The sequence below is a fragment of the Rathayibacter sp. AY1A2 genome, assembly GCF_002930935.1.
Lineage (GTDB): Bacteria > Actinomycetota > Actinomycetes > Actinomycetales > Microbacteriaceae > Rathayibacter.
This window is the reverse complement of sequence record NZ_PSTP01000011.1, coordinates 1-18,247: the sequence shown is the minus strand read 5'-3', so window position 1 is coordinate 18,247 and position 18,247 is coordinate 1. Positions and strand designations below refer to the sequence as shown.

The window sequence follows — 18,247 nt, the reverse complement described above, 5'->3', positions numbered from 1 at the left end:
GGGTCGCGATCGCATCGACGCGAGAATCACCAGACGCCGTCACCGGCCGACAGCCGCCACCCCGCCCGCCGAGCTCTGCGGCACCGGTCCGCACCTCCACAAGGAGAACCCGGTGACCGCGGAGGCGTGCTCCCCCGACTCCGTCGCCGCCGGCCCCCACTCCTGCAGCTCGGTGCACCCGTCCGCCACTGCGGCCTTCCGCACCGACTCGGTCGGCGGAGCGGAGTTCTTCAGCACCAGCAGAGGCGTGCGTCCTGCCGCGATCATCCGGGTGACGTCCTGCTCGGTGAAGACCCGCGCCTGGCCGGAGTAGCCGCCGTCGGTGAGCACGCTCGCGCCGGTCGCCGTGATGATCGGCGCCGAGATCGCCCAGGAGTCGGTGAGGAACAGGGGCGCCCCGTCCACCCCGCCGCCGGCGGCACGAGCGGCGGCGACCAGGCCGGTCTCGTCGGCGGTCATCGAGTCGTGCCCGCCGACCGCGTCCGGCGACGAGACCGCGAACGGAGCCGAGGTCTCGGCCCGCTGCGGGAAGCGCAGGCCGACGAGCGCGTCGCCGCCCGACCCGTCGAGGGACGCGTCGAGCACCTGCAGGCTGAACGCGACCGGCCCGGCCAGGATCACGACCGCTGCCGCGAGCGCGACGGGACGACGCCGGGCCGCTTCCCTCCGGCTCCCGACCGCTCGCTCCACCGCACCGCCCCTCCGTCGCCGCGCCGCCACCGCGACCACGACGAGCCCTGCTCCGGCGAGCGCCGCGAACGGCAGGCCCAGCACCGCGGGCAGCTGCCCGCCCACGGCGAGCGCCGCGCTCCACGCCGTCTGCGCGACGAGGAGGAGCGGCAGCACCAGCCGCGCGACGACCCGGGTCGACGCGAGCAGCCGCACCGCCTCCGCCCAGCCCAGCGCCGCGAGGAGCGCCAGCTGCACTCCGATCGCCGCGACGTAGGCGGTGTGCGGCACCGTCGCCACCGAGAGCACCGCCGCCGCCGTCGCCAGCCACACCGCGGTCAGGACCAGGAGGGCGAACGGACCGCGGGTGCTCCCCCGCCGCGGCCGCCAGCGCACCGCCCCCAGGATCAGCCCCGCGAGCGCCGCGGGGTACAGCCAGCCCACCTGGGTCGCGTACTGCGCGAGCAGAAGCTTCACCGGCGACGATCCCGCCGCTCCGCCCATCGCCGCGACGTGGGCGGACGCGACGACGGCGCCGGGCACCGCGCCCGAGATCAGCCGGTCGAGCCCGTTGAATCCGAACACCATCGCGAACACGTCGTTCCCCGTCGACCCGTCGATGTACGGCCGGCCGCCCGCGGGCACCGCCTGGATCGCGACCGTCCACGCCACGGAGGCACCCACCGCGACGGCCAGGAGCCCGCCCGCCCAGGCGAGGGCTCGGCGCCACCCGTGCACCCCGACGAGAGTCGCCACCACGAGCGCCGGCAGGACGAACCAGGCCTGCATCATCTTCGCCTGGAAGCCGATCCCGATGGACAGCCCGGTCATCAGGAGCGGCCACCACCGCCCGGTCAGCACCGCTCGCTGCCACCACACCAGCGCCACAGCGAGTGCCGCCGTGAGCAGCCCGTCCTCCATCGGGTGCCCGAACATCGACACGAGGATCGGCGTGCTCGCCGCCGCTGCCGCCGCGACCAGCCCGAGCCCCCGGCCGCCCCACCGGAGCCCGACGACCGAGCACGCCGCGACCGTGATCAGCCCCTCGATCAGCTGCGGCAGCGCGATCGACGACGTCGACATGCCGAACAGCCGGATGCTCAGCGCCTGCGGCACCGCGAACCCCGCCAGCTTGTCCAGCGTCACCGTGGCGGCGGGATCGAAGGCTCCGAACGCCAGCGCGTGCCACGACTCCGACATCGACCGTGCCGCCGCCTCGTAGAAGACGGCGTCTCCGCCCCGGGCGAGATTCCAGCCGGTGAGGACCGTCGAACCGCACAGGATCGCGAGGAGGGTGAGCCGCGCCCACCAGGGTTCGCGCCACCAGCGGGCGAGCGGAGCGGAGTGGGTCACGTCCACCGACGCTAGGGAGCCGGCCTGCCGCCGCCCTTGCGGGCGGTCGGGGAGACGCCGTGCATGCCGCTCCGGCTTCTCAGTCCGGACGCCGCCGGCACGGCCGACGACCAGGAAGGGTGCCGCGCCGCCCCGGTGACCCTCTAGGGTGCGGACATGCCCCGCTCCATGGCCGACCTCTCCTTCCGCCGCGCCCAGTGGGAGCAGCGCTATGCACCGCACGTGGCTCCCGTGAACCGCTGGGTCGACGAGCTGCGGAACCCCTACGGACGCGGCTGGCTGCCCTACGTCGCTCCCCTGCACGGCGGAGTGGAGGCGCGCGTCCTCAGCGTCCTCCGCGATCCCGGCCCCGCCACCCAGGACGGCGTCGGAAGCGGCTTCCTCTGCACCGAGAACGACGACCCGACGGCGGAGCTCATGGCCGGGCTGATGGACGAGGTGGGCCTCGCCCCCGCCGACCTGCTGCCGTGGAACGCCTACCCCTGGTACATCAACCAGGCGCCGAACGCCGAGCAGCTCGACGCCGGCGTCGAGACCGTCCTGCATCTGCTCGCGCTCGCCCCCGACGTCGAGGTGGTCCTCCTTCAGGGCGGCGACGCCGATCACGGCTGGCGGCGCCTCCTCAGGCGGCACCCGGCGATCGAGCGCGAGCGCGGCCTCACGGTGATCCGCACCTTCCATCCGTCCCGACAGGCGCTCTGGGCACGGGATCCCGCCGAGCGGGAGGCGCGCTCCGCTCGACGTCGCGAGGCCTTCGCCGAGGTCGCCGCAGCGCTCCGGTGAGCGGTCCGCAGCGTCACGACGAGGCCCGGAAACGACGGAAGCCCTGACGACGACCAGTGGTCTCATCAGGGCTTTCCGTCGGGCTGACAGGATTTGAACCTGCGACCCCTTGACCCCCAGTCAAGTGCGCTACCAAGCTGCGCCACAGCCCGTGGCAGACCGGGCCGAGGCCCGGGCAACTCGACTACCCTAGCGGATGCCGACGCCGGAAGTGAAAACGAGCGGGCCCCGTAGACTCGCTGCGCGGAACGCGTCGGCACGGGTCGACGCGCCGTCGGCAGCTCGGGAGGCGTCAGCAGTGGATGCGCGGCAGAAGCGATCACAGGTGGCCCTGCACCGGGCCATCATCGAACTCGCGACCGGCCGCGACGTCGCCACCCTCACCGTCTCCGAGATCACGGATCTCGCCGGCGTGAACCGCTCCACCTTCTACGCCCACGCCTCCTCCGCCGCAGAACTGCTCTGCGCCGCCCTGCGGGACGAGCTCGACGCGATCCGCGAGGGCTACCTGCAGCAGCTCCGGAGCGGCGCCGCGACCGACGCGAGCATCCGCGAGGGCACCTCCCGCGTCCTCGGCCACCTGGACGGCCACCGCGACCTCTACCTCCGCGCCTTCGACGCCCCCGGCGGCGACTCGGGCCTCCGCGCGATGCTCGCGGGGCACTTCCGTACCGCCGTCTCCGCGACGCTCGACACCGGGATCCTCGACGTCCCGGCCGCGGACGCACCGCTCGGGTTCCTCGAGAACGCGACGGCCTCGTTCCTCGCGGCGGGCTCCGTCGGCCTGATGGAGCAGTGGCTCCGCCTGCCCGCGCCCCGCGATCCCGGCAGCTACCTCGCCGCCTACCGACGGCTCCTGCCGCCGTGGTGGCCCTTCGCCACCGGCGACTGATCGGCCTCCCGGCCCTGCCGACGCCCGATCGGAGAGACGACCGCCCGGTTCGAGGGAGGCCGCTGGGCCTTCGGCAGCACCGCGCCGCCCGTCACTCCCGCTCGCGACGAGGCCGACCCGCTCGATCGAGCCGCATCGGAGCGGCATCCGCCCCTCGACTCGACGACCGCTCCTCCCGGAGACGCGGACGGCCCGCGGGAGGAGCTCCCACGGGCCGGACACGGTGCGGCTGCGCTCAGCGCGCGCGCTTCTCGCGGACGCGCATGTTGACGTTCACCGGCGACCCCTGGAAGCCGTAGATCTCGCGCAGGCGGCGCGCGATGTAGCGGCGGTAGCCCGGGTCGAGGAACCCCGTCGTGAAGAGGACGAATGTCGGCGGGCGGGACGAGGCCTGCGTGCCGAAGAGCACGCGGGGCTGCTTGCCTCCGCGGAGGGGGTGCGGGTGCGCCGCGGTGAGCTCGGCGAGGAACGCGTTGAACTTGCCCGTCGGGATGCGCGTGTCCCACGACTCGAGGGCGAGCTCGAGCGCCGGCACGAGCTTCTCGAGGTGGCGGCCGGTGCGGGCCGAGATGTTGACGCGGGGCGCCCACGCCACGTGGGCGAGGTCGGTCTCGATCTCGCGCTCGAGGTAGCGGCGGCGCTCGTCGTCGAGGAGGTCCCACTTGTTGAAGGCGAGCACGAGCGCCCGGCCCGACTCCAGCACCAGGTCGATGATGCGGACGTCCTGCTCCGAGATCGGCTGCGAGACGTCGAGGACGACGACGGCGACCTCGGCCTTCTCGAGCGCGGTCGAGGTGCGCAGCGACGCGTAGAAGTCGGCGCCCTGCTGGAGGTGCACGCGGCGGCGGATGCCCGCGGTGTCGACGAAGCGCCAGACCTTGCCGGCGATCTCGACCTGCTCGTCGACCGGGTCGCGCGTGGTGCCGGCGAGCTCGTTGACGACGACCCGCTCCTCCCCCGCCGCCTTGTTGAGCAGGCTGGACTTGCCGACGTTCGGGCGGCCGAGGATCGCGACGCGGCGCGGTCCGCCGACCTCGCGCTTGGCGACGGCCGACTCCAGAGGGAGCTTCTCGAGCACCGCGTCGAGAAGGTCGGCGACGCCGCGGCCGTGGACGGCCGAGACGGGGCGGGGCTCGCCCAGGCCGAGCGACCACAGCGAGGCGGCGTTCGGCTCCTGGCGGGCGTCGTCCACCTTGTTCGCGGCGAGGAAGACCGGCTTCTTCGTCTTGCGCAGCAGCTTCACGACGTGCTCGTCGGTCGCGGTCGCGCCGACGTTCGCGTCGACGACGAAGATGACGGCGTCGGCGAGGTCGATGGCGATCTCGGCCTGCATGGCGACGGAGGCGTCGATGCCGCGGGCGTCGGGCTCCCAGCCGCCGGTGTCGACGATGGTGAACGCCCGGTCGATCCACTCCGCCTTGTAGGACACGCGGTCGCGCGTGACGCCCGGGGTGTCCTCGACGACGGCCTCGCGGCGGCCGAGGATGCGGTTCACCAGCGCGGACTTGCCGACGTTGGGGCGGCCCACGATCGCCACGACCGGGAGGGCGGGGAGGTAGCGGACCTCGTCCGAGTCCTCCCCGGCGAACTCGAGGAGGTCGAGGTCCTCCTCGTCGAGGTCGTAGTCCTCGAGTCCGCTGCGGAGCGCCTGCGCGCGTGAGGAGGCGAGCTGCTCGTCGAGGTCGCCGAGGCGCTCGACGAGGTCGTCGTCTCCGAAGTTCAGCTCGTCGTCACCGACGTGCGTGTCCTGTGCCATGACCGGCCCTTGCTCTCGAAGTTCGGACCTCGGCGACGACCGCGTCGACGGTCTGCTCGAAGTCGAGATGAGTGGAGTCGAGAAGAGTGACTCCTTCTGCGGCGTTCATGAAGTCGACCACCTGCGAGTCGGCGCGGTCCCTCGACCGCAGCGCCTGACCCGTCGCCTCGGCGGATTCCGTGGTGACCTCGCGCGAACGCCTGGCCATTCTAGCCTCTTCGCTCGCCGTCAGCAGGATCCGGACCGGAGCGGTCGGTGCGACGACCGTCGTGATGTCGCGGCCCTCGACGATGATGCCCTCCCGACGCGTCTCGCCGATGATCCTCCGGAACAGCAGTGTGATCCTCCGACGGACCTCGGGGACCTTCGCCACGGCCGAGACGCGCGCGGTCACCCGGGGCTCGCGGATGGCGGTGGTCACCTCGGTCGGACCGACCCACACCGAGTACGACTCGGGGTCGGTGCCGATGGAGTAGTCGAAGCCGTCGAGCGCGTCGACGATCGCGTCCTGGTCCTCGAAGTCGAGGCCGCGGTCGAGCCCGTGCCAGGCGAGCGCGCGGTAGGCCGCTCCCGTGTCGAGGAACTCGAAGTCGAGGCGGCGGGCGGCAGCCCTCGACACGCTGGACTTGCCGCTGCCGGCCGGGCCGTCGATGGCGACCACGACGGCCTCGCCGAAGTCGCCCTGCTCGGCGGCCTCGGAGCGCGCCTCGCGCTCGGGAGCCGCGCCCCCGTCCTCCGGGATGCTCTGCTGTGCCCGGCGGGCGGGCGTCATCCTGTTCAGGCCGCCCTCCTGCCTGTTCTGCTCGGTGCTCATCCGGCGATCCTCCAGCCGCGTATGGTCAGTTCTTCGGTCAGCGGCGCGACCGCTTCGGGCACCACCGAGATCTCGGCGAGACCCACTCGGCGCCCCTGCGCGTGCTCGAGGCGCACGTCCTCGAGATTGACGCCCGCCTCGCCGATCTCCACCAGGAGCCGCGCGAGGGTTCCGGGAGAGTCGTCGACGAGGACGATCAGGGTCGAGAAGCGCTGGTCCTGGCCGTGCTTGCCGGGCAGGCGCGCCACTCCGGCGTTGCCCGCGGCCAGGTGCTCGGCGAGCACGCGGCGCGAGCCGGGCGCCTCGAGGTCGCGGAGAGCGTCGGCGACCGCGGCGACGTCGTCGCGGAAGGCGTCGAGCACCGCGACGACGTGCTCGCGGTTCGCGGCCAGGATCTGCATCCAGAGCTCGGGGGCCGAGGCCGCCAGGCGCGAGACGTCGCGGACGCCCTGCCCGGCGAGGCGGAGCGCCGCGTTCGGGGCGTCGAGGAGGCGCTGGCCGAGCAGTGACGAGATCACCTGCGGGGCGTGCGAGACGAGGCCGACCGAGAGGTCGTGCTCCTCCGGGTCCATCTCGACGATGGTGCCGCCGAGGTCGAGAGCGAGGCCCTCCACCCTTGCGAGCGCGTCGGGCGCGGTCTCGCCGTCGCGGCAGATCACCCAGGGTCTGCCGACGAAGAGGTCTCCCCGCGCGGCGACCGGTCCGCCGCGCTCGCGGCCGGCCATCGGGTGCGAGCCGATGTAGCGGGCGAGGTCGACGCCGCGGGAGCGCAGCTCGCGCAGCGGCTGGGTCTTGACGCTCGCCACGTCGGTGACGACGGCTCCGGGGTGCGCCGCGAGCTCGCGCTCGACGACGCTCGCTGTGACGTCAGGGGGGACGCAGACGACGACGACGGAGGGCCGGTCGTCGGCGGAGGCGGCGCGGCCGGCCCCGTAGTCGATGGCGAGGGAGAGGCTCGCGGGCGAGGCGTCGTCGAGGACGACGTCGATCCCGCGGGAGGCGAGGCCGAGGCCGATGGAGGCGCCGAGCAGTCCGGAGCCGACCACCCGCACCGTCCCGGTCGTCCGCATCGCGGGCGGCGCGGGGTGCAGGAGCTCGTTCACCCCGACAGCCTAGCGATCGGCGCGGCGCTGCTTGTCGGCGCCGGACCGGCGCGGAGGACCGTCGCTCCGCCCGCCGCCGGCGGAGGAGCCGCCGCGATCGGACGACCGTCCCGCCGAGCCGCCGCGGTCGGACGACCGTCCCGCCGATCCGCCGCGATCCGAGGATCGCCCGGCCGAGCCGCGCTCCGCCGGGGCGACGCGCTCGCCGCTGTCAGGCCGGGGCCGCCGCGCACCCGCGCTCACCTTCTTCGAGGGGACCGCGGGAGCGGCCGCCACCGCCTCGCCGCCCTGCCGCGCGATCGTGAGCAGCGCGCCCAGCTCCTCCCGGGTCAGGTCGCGCAGATCGCCCGAGCGCAGGGTGCCCAGGTGCAGCGGCCCGAACTGGCGCCGGACGAGCTCGATCACCGGGTGGCCGACAGCCGCCATCATCCGGCGGACGACCCGGTTGCGACCGGAGTGCAGGGTGATCTCGACGAGCGAGGCGTTCGAGCGGCCCTCCGGCCGGCCGAGGAGACGCGCCTTGTCGGCGGCCACCGGTCCGTCGTCGAGCTCGATCCCGGAGGTCAGCGTCGCGATCGTCTGCGGGAGGACCTGCCCGTGCACCTTCGCGATGTAGGTCTTCGTCACTCCGAACGACGGGTGCGCGAGGACGTGGGCGAGCTCGCCGTCGTTGGTCAGCACCAGCAGTCCCGAGGTCTCGGCGTCGAGGCGCCCGACGTTGAACAGCCGCTCCTCGAAGTTCTTCGTGTAGAGGCTGAGGTCGGTGCGTCCGTTCTCGTCCGCCAGCGAGCTGACGACGCCGATCGGCTTGTTGAGCATGACGTAGCGGCGCGAGGTGTCCAGCTGCACCGCGACCCCGTCGACCTCGATCCGGTCGGTCGCCGGATCGATGCGGCGGCCGAGCTCGTCCGCCACCTCGCCGTTGACGCGGATCCGCCGCGCCACGATCATCTCCTCGACCACTCGTCGGGAGGCGACCCCCGCTGCCGCGAGGACCTTCTGCAGTCGTTCGCCGTCGGGGCCGCTGTCAGGCGCGCTCATCGAATCCGTCTCTTCCGTCGCTCAGTAGGGGGGAGATCTTCGGCAGCTCGTCGAGCGAGGTGAGGCCGAGGTGCACGAGCAGCTGCTCGGTGGTGCCGTAGAGGACCGCGCCCGTCTCGGGGTCGTGGCCGACCTCCGCGATGAGGCCGCGGCCGAGGAGGGTGCGCGCGACGGAGTCGACGTTGACCGCGCGGATCTGCGCGACCTGACCGCGCGAGACCGGCTGCTTGTAGGCGATCACGGCGAGCGTCTCGAGCGCCGCCTGCGAGAGCCGCGTCGGGTTCTGCGTCAGGACGAAGTCCTTGACCACCGGGTCGTACTCGCGGCGCACGTAGATCCGCCAGCCGGCACCGACCTCGCGCAGCTCGAAGCCCCGGCGGATCGCCCCGTCGGCGCCGTCGTAGTCGGCGACCAGGCGCTCGATCGACTGGCGGACCACGGCGATCGGCCTCGACAGCGCGGTCGCGAGGGAGGCGAGCGGCTGCGGCTCGTCCGCGACCATCAGGATCGCCTCGATCGCCCGGTCGATCTCGAACGCGACGGTCCCGGGGCCGGCGTCAGGAGTCATAGTCGGCTCCGAGCGCGGCGAGGCTCGCATCGCTCCACTGCTCGGCGACCCAGCGCAGCGTGAGCTCGCCGAGCGGCTCCGGCTGGTCGAACGAGATCGCGGCGTGCCGGTAGAGCTCGAGCACGGCCAGGAAGCGCGCGACGATCACGCCCTTCTCGTCGGCGTCCGCGATCAGCTCGCCGAAGGTGGCCCTCCCGCGGGCGCACAGCATCGCCACGACGTGCGCGGCCTGCTCCCGGATGCTGATCTGCGGGGCGTGCAGGTGGTCCAGGCCCACCGTCGGCAGCTCGCGCGGAGCGAGGGCGACGGTCGCGAGGGCGGCGAAGTCGGCGGGCGACAGGGTCCAGACGAGCTCCGGCTTCGCGGACCGGTACTCCTCCTCCAGAGGCACGTCCCGCACGTGGCGGGCGGTCTCGATCGCGATCCGCTCGGCGAACCACGACGACACCTGCTTGAAGGCGCGGTACTGCAGGAGCCGGGCGAACAGCAGGTCTCGCGCCTCCAGCAGCGCCGCGTCCTCGGCGTCGACGAGCTCGCCCTGGGGCAGGAGTCCGGCGATCTTCAGGTCGAGGAGCGTCGCGGCGACGACGAGGAACTCCGACGCGCGATCCAGCCCCTCGAGCGAGTCGATCCCGTGCAGGTACGAGAGGAACTCGTCCGTCACGGCGCTCAGCGCGATCTCGGTGATGTCGACCTGCTGCTTCGCGATGAGGCTCAGCAGGAGGTCGAACGGACCCTCGAAGTTGGTCAGCGCGAGGTGGAACCCGGGGGGAGCGGCGCGCTCCTCGAGGAGGACCTCAGGCGACCGCGCCACGCGAGATCAGCTCCCTGGCGAGCTTGCGGTACGCCTTCGCGGCGTTGTGCTCGGGCGCGAACTGGGTGATCGGGACGCCGGACACGCTGGCGTCCGGGAACTTCACCGTGCGGCCGATCACCGTCTCGAGCACGCTGTCGCCGAAGGCGTCGACCACCCGGTCGAGCACCTCCCGCGAGTGCAGGGTGCGGGAGTCGTACATCGTGGGCAGGATGCCGTCGAGCTCGATCACCGGGTTGAGCCGGTCGCGGACCTTGTCGATCGTCTCGATCAGCAGGGCGACGCCGCGCAGCGCGAAGAACTCGCACTCGAGCGGGATGAGGACGCCGTGGCTCGCGGTGAGCGCGTTGACCGTGAGCAGGCCCAGCGAGGGCTGGCAGTCGATCAGGATGACGTCGTAGTCCGCGCTCACCTTGCGGAGCACCCGGGCGAGGATCTGCTCGCGCGCGACCTCGTTGACGAGGTGGACCTCGGCGGCGGAGAGGTCGATGTTGGCCGGGATGACGTCCAGGCCCGGCACGCGGGTCCTCCGGATCGCCTCGGCCGGGTCCTTCACGGTGCCGAGGAGCAGGTCGTAGATCGTGATGGCGTCGTAGGTGGTGACCCCGAGGCCGGCCGAGAGGGCGCCCTGCGGGTCGAAGTCGATGGCCAGCACGCGGCGGCCGTACTCGGCGAGGGTCGCGCCCAGGTTGATGGTCGTCGTCGTCTTGCCGACGCCGCCCTTCTGGTTGCAGAGCGAGATGATCCGGGCGGGGCCGTGACCGGTGAGCTCCACCGGCAGCGGGAAGTCGCGCAGGGGGCGGCCGGTCGGGCCGAGCGTCGGGGCTTCGAGACCGGTGAGCTCGGCCTTGTCGTCCGTCTTGCGTGTCACCTGCGTCGTCCTCGCTTCCGTGGCGGCGTGCGCTCCCGCGCGGCCTCCGACGAGTGTACCGGCGCCCCGCTCCCCGGCCGCCGCGCCCCGCCGCGCGGGTCCGCGGCTCTAGCGCCGCGCTCGCGGGTGCGCGGACGTGTAGACGTCCCGGAGCGTGTCCGCCGTCACCAGCGTGTAGATCTGCGTCGTCGCCACCGAGGCGTGCCCGAGGAGCTCCTGCACCACGCGGACGTCGGCGCCGCCCGCGAGCAGGTGGGTCGCGAAGGAGTGCCGGAAGGTGTGCGGCGAGATCTCCCGGTCCAGCCCAGCCTTCTCGGCGACGGCGCGGATGACCAGCCAGGCGCTCTGCCGCGACAGGCGGCTCCCGCGGACCCCCAGGAAGAGCGCCGGCGTCGCGCGCCCCCTCCGCGAGAGCTCGGGCCGCGCACGCACGAGGTACTCGTCGACCGCCTCGCGGGCGAAGCGGCCGAGCGGCACCATCCGCTGCTTGGACCCCTTGCCCGTCAGCCGCACCACCTCCGCGGCGACCACGTCGTCGACGTTCAGGTCCACCGCCTCCGAGATGCGCGCGCCCGTCGCGTAGAGCAGCTCCAGCAGGGCCCGGTCCCGCAGGTCCGCGAGCTCCTCGCCGCGCGCAGCGTCGAGCAGCGCCGCCATCTGCTCGACCGTGACCGCCTTCGGCAGGGTCATCGGGATCTTCGGCGGCAGCACGTCCCGGGCCACGTCGTCCGCGACGACCCCCTCCTCGAGGGCGAAGCGGTGCAGCCCTCGGACGCTCGAGAGGATCCGTGCGCGCGAGCTCGCCGCGAGCGGCCGCTCCGGGCGTGCGGCCAGCCAGGAGGAGAACTCCCCCACGTCGACGCGTCCGAGCTGCGCCAGATCGACGGTCCCGCGCTCCTCGAGCCAGCCGAGGTAGAGCTCCAGGTCGCGCCGGTAGGCCGCGAGCGTGTGCGCCGAGAGCCCGCGCTCCACGCTCGCCTGCCGGAGGTACGCCTCGGCGCAGGCGCGGGGGCTCACCCCCGGGGGTGGCGGACCCGCGGGTGGCGCGTCCACGGCGAGGACGCGTCGCCCAGCCCGTCCCAGTCGCGCGAGCGGAACGCGTGCGCCGCGAGCACCGCGATCGTCAGCGAGGGGTTCTGCACCCGGCGGGCGAGGACCGCCTCGACCGCCTCGTCCAGCGGCACCCACCGCAGCTCCATGTCGGCCTCCTCCGCCTCGCGGTCGAAGGCGGAGCCGGTGGACGAGAGCCCGCGGGCCAGGTAGATCCGGATGACCTCGTCGCTGCCGCCCGGCGAGGTGGCGAACTCCGAGAGCAGGTCCCAGCGCTCGGCCTGCAGGTCCGTCTCCTCGCCCAGCTCCCGCTGAGCGGCGACCAGCGGATCCTCGCCCTCGACGTCGAGCAGGCCGGCCGGGATCTCCCACTCGCGGGTGCGGACCGGGTGCCGGTACTGCTTGATCAGGGCGACGCGGTCCTCGTCGTCGAGGGCCAGCACCGCGACGGCTCCCGTGTGATCGAGGAACTCCCGGCGCAGCTCGCCGCCGCCGTAGCGGAACGTCTCCGCGCGGACGCCCCAGACCATCCCGTCGAAGACGCGCTCACTGGTCAGGACCTCCGGCTCGACGAGCTCGTCCGACAGCGGCTCACTCATCGGCGCCCGCCTCCGATGCCGGGAAGAGGCGCGAGGCCTCCTGGCGCTCGAGGGCGGCGGTCACGAGGCCGCGGAAGAGCGGGTGCGCGGCGTTCGGGCGCGAGCGGAGCTCCGGGTGCGCCTGCGTGCCCACGTAGTAGGGGTGCTTCTCGCGGGGCAGCTCGACGTACTCCACGAGGTGGCCGTCGGGCGAGAGGCCGGAGAACCAGAGCCCCGCCTCGGCGATCCGGTCGCGGTAGCGGTTGTTGACCTCGTAGCGGTGCCGGTGGCGCTCGGCCGCCTCAGGTGCGCCGTACACCTCGGCGACGATCGAGCCCTCGGCTAGCTCGGCCGTGTAGAGGCCGAGGCGCATCGTGCCGCCCATGTCCCCGGACGCGAGGATCTCGACCTGCTCGGCCATCGTCGCGATGACGGGGAACTCCGTCTCCGGGTCGAACTCCGACGACGAGGCCCCCTCGAGGCCGGCCTCGTTGCGGGCGTACTCGATGACCATGCACTGCAGGCCGAGGCAGAGCCCGAGGGTCGGTATCCCGTTCTCCCGCGCGAAGCGCAGCGCGCCGAGCTTGCCCTCGATGCCGCGGATGCCGAAGCCGCCGGGCACGCAGATGCCGTCGAGCTCGGAGAGCGCCTTGGCCGCAGCCTCGGGGTCCTCGAGCCCGTCGGAGGCGATCCAGCGGATGGCGACCTTCGTCTGCTGCGCGAAGCCGCCGGCTCGCAGAGCCTCCGTCACGGAGAGGTAGGCGTCGGGCAGGTCGATGTACTTCCCGACCAGGCCGATGGTGACCTCGTGCTTGGGCTCGTGCACGGCCTCGAGCAGTCGCGACCAGCCGTCCCAGACGACCTCGCCGGCCGGGAGGCCCAGCTGGTCGATGATGTAAGCGTCGAGGCCCTGCTCGTTGAGCATCTGCGGGATCTCGTAGATCGACGCGACGTCCTTGGCGTTGACCACGGCCTGCTCGTCGACGTCGCACATCAGCGCGATCTTGCGCTTGTTCGACTCCGACACGGGCCGGTCGCTCCGCAGCACCAGCGCGTCCGGCTGGATGCCGATCGAGCGCAGCGCCGCGACGGAGTGCTGGGTGGGCTTGGTCTTCTGCTCGCCGGAGGCGCCCATGAAGGGCACCAGCGAGACGTGCACGAAGAAGACGTTGCGGCGGCCGAGCTCGTGGCGGACCTGGCGGGCCGACTCGATGAACGGCTGGCTCTCGATGTCGCCGACGGTGCCGCCGATCTCGGTGATGATGACGTCCGGCTGCGGGTCGTCCTCCGACTGGAGGCGCATGCGCCGCTTGATCTCGTCCGTGATGTGCGGGATGACCTGGACCGTGTCGCCGAGGTACTCGCCGGCGCGCTCGCGCGCGATGACCCGCGAGTAGATCTGGCCGGTCGTGACGTTCGCGGCCTGGTTCAGGTTGATGTCGAGGAAGCGCTCGTAGTGGCCGATGTCGAGATCGGTCTCGGCGCCGTCGTCGGTCACGAAGACCTCGCCGTGCTGGAACGGGTTCATCGTCCCCGGGTCCACGTTGAGGTACGGGTCGAGCTTCTGCATGACGACGCGCAGCCCGCGCGCGGTCAGCAGGTTGCCCAGGCTCGCGGCCGTGAGTCCCTTGCCGAGCGAGGAGACGACACCGCCGGTGACGAAGATGTGCTTCGTGATCTTCGAGGGGGCGTCCTGCCCGGCCGTCGAAGCGTTCCGGGTCGAGGACCCGGAGGAGCCCTCGGGATCCGAGGGAGAAGAAGAGGAAAGGCCCGCGTTCGTAAAGTCCACCACGGGGTTCCACCGTAACAGCAGAACGGCGGCGGCGGACCGCCCGGGACGGATCGATGTCGTCCCGGGCCGCTCGCGATCAGCCCCGTCGGCTCGATTCGAGGAGCTCCCGCGCATGAGCGAGAGCGTTGGCGGAGTCGGTGAGCCCCGAGAGCAGGCGCGCCATCTCGGACACCCGCTCCTCGGAGTCGAGCTGCGTCACGGCGCTCGAGGTCACCGCGCCGTCCGAGCCCTTCTCGACGCGGAGGTGGTTCGTGGCGAATGCGGCGACCTGCGCGAGGTGGGTCACCACGATGACCTGCGACGTCTCGGCGAGCCGCGCGAGCCGTCGGCCGATCTCGATCGCCGCTGCTCCGCCGACCCCCGCGTCGACCTCGTCGAAGACGAACGTCGGCACCGGGTCGTTGGCGGCGACCACGACCTCGATCGCGAGCATCACCCTCGAGAGCTCGCCGCCCGAGGCTCCGCGGGCGAGGGGCCGGGGTGCGGCCCCGGTGTGCGGCTGGAGCAGCATCTCGACGGAGTCGCGCCCGTGGACGCTCGGCTCCCCCGCGGCCGTCACCTTCACGTGCAGGCGCGCATCCGCCATGGCCAGCGCGGTGAGCTCGTCGCTGACCCGCTCCCCCAGCTCGGCGGCCGCCGCGGTCCGCAGCTCGGTCAGCCGGGTCGCGAGGCGGTCGACGAGGTCCGCGTCGGCCGCGGTGTCGGCCTCGAGAGCCGCGATCCTCTCGTCGTCGCCGTCGAGCTCGAGCAGGCGGAGTCCGGAGGAGTCCACCAGGTCGAGCACGTCGTCCAGCGTCGGTCCGTAGGTGCGGGCGAGCAGGGACAGCTCCGCCCGCCGGTTCTCGATCAGCTCCAGGTCGTGCGCGCCGTCGAGGTCGAGCTCCGCCAGGTAGGAGGAGAGCCCGCCGGCGGCGTCGACGAGGAGCACCGCCGCCTCGCCGAGCGTCTGGACCGTCGGCTGCAGGGCGGCGTCGTGCTCGGCCGCCCGCTCCAGCACGCGCCGCGCCGTCTCGAGGAGCCCGAGCGCGTCCCGCCCGTCCAGCTCCTCGGACGAGATCGCCTCGCGGGCCTCGCCGGCGGCGAGCCGGAGCTGCTCGATGCTCCCGAGCCGGGCGGACTGCGCCGCGAGCTCGACGTCCTCCCCGCGCTGGGGGGCGACCACCTCGATCTCGGCGAGGGCCGAGCGGAGCCGTTCGGCTTCGCGGGCGCGCGTCTCCCGGGCCTCGGTGAGCGAGTCGAGCTCCTCCCGGTTGGCCCGCCAGCGCTCGAAGGCGCTCGCGTAGTCGCGGAGGGCGTCGGCGAGACCGGGTCCCCCGAACCGGTCGAGCGCCTCGCGCTGCGCCGCGGCGGAGCGGAGGCGGATCTGGTCCGACTGCCCGTGCACGACGACCAGCTGATCGGCGAGCTCGCTCAGCACGCTGACAGGTGCGCTCCGGCCGCCGACGACGGCTCGCCCGCGTCCCTCCGCCGAGACCGACCGCGCGAGGAGCAGCTCCGGGCCGTCGAGATCACCGCCGGCGTCATGGACGCGCTCGGCGACCGGGCCCTCCTCGGGGACCAGCCAGCGCCCCGACACCCAGGCCTGCTTCGCTCCCGAGCGCACCGCGGACGCGTCCGAGCGCGCGCCCAGCACGAGGCCGAGCGCCGTGACCACCATCGTCTTGCCGGCGCCGGTCTCGCCGGTGACCGCGGTGAAGCCCGGTCCGAGCGGGAGCGTCGCCTCGGCGATCACTCCGAGGTCGCGGATCTGCAGCTCTTCGAGCATCGGGCCTTACTCCGTCTCCGCCGACCCCCGCCATCCGCGGATGGGGAGACCGAACTTGTGCACGAGTCGATCGGTGAAGGGGGCGTCGTGCAGGCGCGCGAAGCGCACGGGCACGGGCGAGCGACGGTAGACGACGCGCGCTCCCGGCGGCAGCTCGTAGGCGCGCCGGCCGTCGGCCCAGAGGACGCCGACGCCGTCGGTCCTCTCCTTGACCTCGACGGCGAGGCTCGACGACGGACCCACGACGAGGGGCCGCGCGAAGAGCGCATGGGCACTGAGCGGAACGAGGAGCATCGCCTCGACGGTCGGCCACACGACGGGGCCGCCTCCGGAGAAGGCGTAAGCGGTGGAACCGGTCGGAGTGGACACGACGATGCCGTCGCAGCCGAAGCTCGACAGCGGCCGTCCGTCGACGCCCACCATGACCTCGAGCATCCGCTCGCGGCTGCCCTTCTCGACGGTGGCCTCGTTGAGCGCCCAGGTCTCGTAGACGACGGCCTCGTCGATCTTGACGCGCACCTGCAGGGTCATCCGCTCCTCGACCGCGTAGTCGCCGTCGAGCGCACGGGCGACGGCGTCGTCGAGATCGTCCCGCTCGCTCTCGGCGAGGAACCCGACGTGACCGAGGTTCACGCCGAGCAGAGGGGCCGTCCCGGACCGGACGATCTCCGCCGCGCGGAGGATAGTCCCGTCCCCGCCGAGCACGAACACGAGCTCGATGGACTCGAGCGGCACGTCGGACCCGAGCACGGCGACGTCGCTCAGATCCGGAGCGACCGCGACGATGTCGCCCTTGTCGTCGGCGCAGAGGACGGGGTGGGCGCCGGAGTTCCGGAGACGCTCGACGACGAGGACCGCCGCATCGAGGGAGTCCGTCCGTCCGGTGTGGGCGACGACGAGGATGTTGCGCTCGTCACGAGGGGACTGCATCGAGGGTGTGTCCTTCTGGTCGGTCGACAGCGGCGGACACGTTCGCGTCACCCGGTGGTGAACGCGGTGACCGCGTCCCTCCATTCTGTCGGAATCGTTCCGCGGTCGCGGTGGAGGTGCGCCAGATACTCGCGATTCCCAGCGCCCCCCGGGAGTGGCGACTCGGCCAGCCCGACGACGCCGAGCCCCAGGTCCCAGGCCGACCACAGGACGTCCGAGAGGGCCTCGCGACGCAGCTCCGGATCCCGGACGATCCCCTCCCGCACTCCCAAGCGGCCGACCTCGAACTGCGGCTTCACCAGCACCACGAAGTCAGCGAGCGGATCCACAGAGGCGGCGACCGGAGGCAGAACCATCCGCAGGGAGATGAAGGACACGTCGGACACGACCAGGTCCGGAACGATCTCGGTCCTGGCGGCTTCGGCGAGCCGGGCGGCGGTGAGATCCCGCGCATTGAACCCCTCCACCACGTGGACGCGATCGTCGGACCGGATCCGGGGAGCGAGCTGCGCGTGCCCGACGTCGAGGGCGATCACCGAGGCGGCGCCGCGCTCGAGCAGGACCTGCGAGAACCCGCCCGTCGACGCCCCGACGTCGAGAGCGTTCCGGCCGGCGACTCGCACCGTCGCGAAGGTGTCGAGGGCGGCGAGCAGCTTGTGGGCGGCCCGGCTGACGTAGTGGTCGAGGCCGGCGACCGCGACGTCCTGATCGTCGCGGACGCGGATCGAGGGCTTCAGTGCAGGGACGCCGTCCACCGTCACCAGACCGTCGGCGATCATCCGAGCGGCATGGGTGCGGGACCGGGCGATGCCCCGTTCCGCGAGAGCCGAGTCGAGTCGCGAGTCGTCGGTCATCGGTCGCGGTCCGCGTTCTCGAGACGGATGCGCAGCTGCTCCTGCAGCTGGACGTATCCGGCTGCCCTCTCGTTGAGCGGAGTCTGCTCGATCCGGAGGAGCTCGTCTGACAGGACGTGCTCCTCCACGGGGTCGAAGCCGTTCTGGAGCGGCCTCGATTCCGGGGAGGGCGTCGGGTCGTGCTGAGACATCGCTGCTCCTCGTTACGGAGTCGGGCGACGACGGTCATCGTCGCTCCGGCCGCTCCTGTTCGTCCTCGAACAGAGACCGACCGGTTAAACAGCGATGGCCACCCATTTCTGGGTGGCCATCGTGAATGGTGTCCGGCGGTGTCCTACTCTCCCACAGGGTCCCCCCTGCAGTACCATCGGCGCTGAGAGTCTTAGCTTCCGGGTTCGGAATGTGACCGGGCGTTTCCCTCTCGCTATGGCCGCCGTAACCCTGGCGACACACGCACCCGAGGGCACATGGTCAAATCTGGGTTACACGCCGTGCGTGTATTCAATTGTTCCGCACCTCCCGAAGGAGGATGCGGGGTGCCCGTCTTCTGGGAACCACAAAGTGGACGCAAGCAATCTCTGACCACTCCTACCAGCCTTTACAACGGTATGAGT

Annotated in this window: 16 protein-coding genes, 1 tRNA gene, 1 rRNA gene and 1 pseudogene; 2 read left to right on the top strand and 17 right to left on the bottom strand. The window is 72.5% G+C overall.

The genetic code is table 11. The features are described 5' to 3' along the window. Positions 1–39: 39 nt before the first annotated feature. Positions 40–2,022, bottom strand: a complete 1,983-nt coding sequence (locus C5B93_RS10530) for a glycosyltransferase family 39 protein (RefSeq protein WP_104292436.1) — start codon at positions 2,020–2,022, stop codon at positions 40–42. A gap of 156 nt (positions 2,023–2,178) precedes the next feature. Between C5B93_RS10530 and C5B93_RS17675 the strand changes: the two genes are divergently transcribed. Then, entirely contained in the window at positions 2,179–2,805 is a 627-nt protein-coding gene (locus C5B93_RS17675; RefSeq protein WP_104250724.1) for a uracil-DNA glycosylase, read from the top strand. Positions 2,806–2,883: 78 nt separating this feature from the next. Here C5B93_RS17675 and C5B93_RS10520 read toward each other — a convergent pair. After that, positions 2,884–2,957: transfer RNA gene (locus tag C5B93_RS10520), tRNA-Pro, on the bottom strand. Between the two features lie 173 nt (positions 2,958–3,130). Between C5B93_RS10520 and C5B93_RS10515 the strand changes: the two genes are divergently transcribed. After that, positions 3,131–3,697: a TetR/AcrR family transcriptional regulator gene (locus tag C5B93_RS10515; RefSeq protein ID WP_104250723.1), complete on the top strand. Its 567-nt coding sequence runs from the start codon at positions 3,131–3,133 to the stop codon at positions 3,695–3,697. Positions 3,698–3,932: 235 nt separating this feature from the next. Here the strand turns inward: C5B93_RS10515 and der are convergent, their stop codons facing one another. The 15 genes and pseudogenes from der to rrf form a co-directional block, all read right to left on the bottom strand. After that, positions 3,933–5,453 (bottom strand): ribosome biogenesis GTPase Der, encoded by a 1,521-nt coding sequence (der, locus tag C5B93_RS10510; RefSeq protein ID WP_104222506.1) that lies wholly within the window; start codon positions 5,451–5,453, stop codon positions 3,933–3,935. Beyond that, positions 5,428–6,267: a (d)CMP kinase gene (gene cmk, locus C5B93_RS10505; protein ID WP_244230649.1), complete on the bottom strand. Its 840-nt coding sequence runs from the start codon at positions 6,265–6,267 to the stop codon at positions 5,428–5,430. The genes der and cmk overlap by 26 nt, the downstream gene beginning before the upstream one ends. Beyond that, entirely contained in the window at positions 6,264–7,337 is a 1,074-nt protein-coding gene (locus tag C5B93_RS10500) for a prephenate dehydrogenase (RefSeq protein WP_104222605.1), read from the bottom strand. Before C5B93_RS10500 ends, cmk begins: the two co-directional genes overlap by 4 nt. Before the next feature lie 315 nt (positions 7,338–7,652). Further along, a pseudogene (locus tag C5B93_RS10495) lies at positions 7,653–8,411 on the bottom strand (pseudouridine synthase); the annotation flags it as partial. Then, positions 8,398–8,979 carry an SMC-Scp complex subunit ScpB gene (gene scpB, locus C5B93_RS10490; protein WP_104238575.1) on the bottom strand — a complete coding sequence of 194 codons (582 nt, stop codon included), beginning with the start codon at positions 8,977–8,979 and terminating at the stop codon, positions 8,398–8,400. The pseudogene C5B93_RS10495 and the gene scpB, both read right to left, overlap by 14 nt. Continuing rightward, complete coding sequence (locus tag C5B93_RS10485; protein ID WP_104292434.1) at positions 8,969–9,793, bottom strand: ScpA family protein; 825 nt, start codon at positions 9,791–9,793, stop codon at positions 8,969–8,971. Before C5B93_RS10485 ends, scpB begins: the two co-directional genes overlap by 11 nt. Next, positions 9,777–10,664 (bottom strand): ParA family protein, encoded by an 888-nt coding sequence (locus C5B93_RS10480; RefSeq protein WP_104222502.1) that lies wholly within the window; start codon positions 10,662–10,664, stop codon positions 9,777–9,779. Before C5B93_RS10480 ends, C5B93_RS10485 begins: the two co-directional genes overlap by 17 nt. Positions 10,665–10,772: 108 nt before the next feature. Further along, a complete protein-coding gene (xerD, locus tag C5B93_RS10475; RefSeq protein ID WP_104292433.1) occupies positions 10,773–11,681 on the bottom strand; it encodes a site-specific tyrosine recombinase XerD in 909 nt (302 codons plus the stop codon). Then, positions 11,678–12,313, bottom strand: a complete 636-nt coding sequence (locus C5B93_RS10470) for an NUDIX hydrolase (protein ID WP_104233392.1) — start codon at positions 12,311–12,313, stop codon at positions 11,678–11,680. Before C5B93_RS10470 ends, xerD begins: the two co-directional genes overlap by 4 nt. Further along, complete coding sequence (locus C5B93_RS10465) at positions 12,306–13,970, bottom strand: CTP synthase (RefSeq protein WP_104222604.1); 1,665 nt, start codon at positions 13,968–13,970, stop codon at positions 12,306–12,308. The genes C5B93_RS10470 and C5B93_RS10465 overlap by 8 nt, the downstream gene beginning before the upstream one ends. 190 nt (positions 13,971–14,160) lie before the next feature. Then, on the bottom strand, positions 14,161–15,849 hold the full coding sequence (gene recN / locus C5B93_RS10460) for a DNA repair protein RecN (RefSeq protein WP_104247183.1): 1,689 nt from the start codon (positions 15,847–15,849) through the stop codon (positions 14,161–14,163). A gap of 6 nt (positions 15,850–15,855) precedes the next feature. Next, positions 15,856–16,779, bottom strand: a complete 924-nt coding sequence (locus tag C5B93_RS10455; protein WP_104222498.1) for an NAD kinase — start codon at positions 16,777–16,779, stop codon at positions 15,856–15,858. 47 nt (positions 16,780–16,826) lie between these two features. After that, positions 16,827–17,633, bottom strand: coding sequence for a TlyA family RNA methyltransferase (locus tag C5B93_RS10450; protein WP_104292432.1), 807 nt, complete (start codon positions 17,631–17,633; stop codon positions 16,827–16,829). Continuing rightward, a complete protein-coding gene (locus tag C5B93_RS10445; RefSeq protein WP_104292431.1) occupies positions 17,630–17,824 on the bottom strand; it encodes a hypothetical protein in 195 nt (64 codons plus the stop codon). The genes C5B93_RS10450 and C5B93_RS10445 overlap by 4 nt, the downstream gene beginning before the upstream one ends. A 130-nt stretch (positions 17,825–17,954) precedes the next feature. Continuing rightward, positions 17,955–18,071: ribosomal RNA gene (gene rrf, locus C5B93_RS10440) — 5S ribosomal RNA — on the bottom strand. Positions 18,072–18,247 lie beyond the last annotated feature (176 nt).

Excerpts from the sequence above, each read along its gene's own strand:
- C5B93_RS17675 (WP_104250724.1), top strand. The coding sequence starts at position 2,179 with ATGCCCCGCTCCATGGCCGACCTCTCCTTCCGCCGCGCCCAGTGGGAG.
- der (WP_104222506.1), bottom strand. The coding sequence starts at position 5,453 with ATGGCACAGGACACGCACGTCGGTGACGACGAGCTGAACTTCGGAGAC.
- cmk (WP_244230649.1), bottom strand. The coding sequence starts at position 6,267 with ATGAGCACCGAGCAGAACAGGCAGGAGGGCGGCCTGAACAGGATGACG.
- C5B93_RS10500 (WP_104222605.1), bottom strand. The coding sequence starts at position 7,337 with ATGCGGACGACCGGGACGGTGCGGGTGGTCGGCTCCGGACTGCTCGGC.
- scpB (WP_104238575.1), bottom strand. The coding sequence starts at position 8,979 with ATGACTCCTGACGCCGGCCCCGGGACCGTCGCGTTCGAGATCGACCGG.
- C5B93_RS10470 (WP_104233392.1), bottom strand. The coding sequence starts at position 12,313 with ATGAGTGAGCCGCTGTCGGACGAGCTCGTCGAGCCGGAGGTCCTGACC.
- recN (WP_104247183.1), bottom strand. The coding sequence starts at position 15,849 with ATGCTCGAAGAGCTGCAGATCCGCGACCTCGGAGTGATCGCCGAGGCG.
- C5B93_RS10455 (WP_104222498.1), bottom strand. The coding sequence starts at position 16,779 with ATGCAGTCCCCTCGTGACGAGCGCAACATCCTCGTCGTCGCCCACACC.
- C5B93_RS10450 (WP_104292432.1), bottom strand. The coding sequence starts at position 17,633 with ATGACCGACGACTCGCGACTCGACTCGGCTCTCGCGGAACGGGGCATC.
- C5B93_RS10445 (WP_104292431.1), bottom strand. The coding sequence starts at position 17,824 with ATGTCTCAGCACGACCCGACGCCCTCCCCGGAATCGAGGCCGCTCCAG.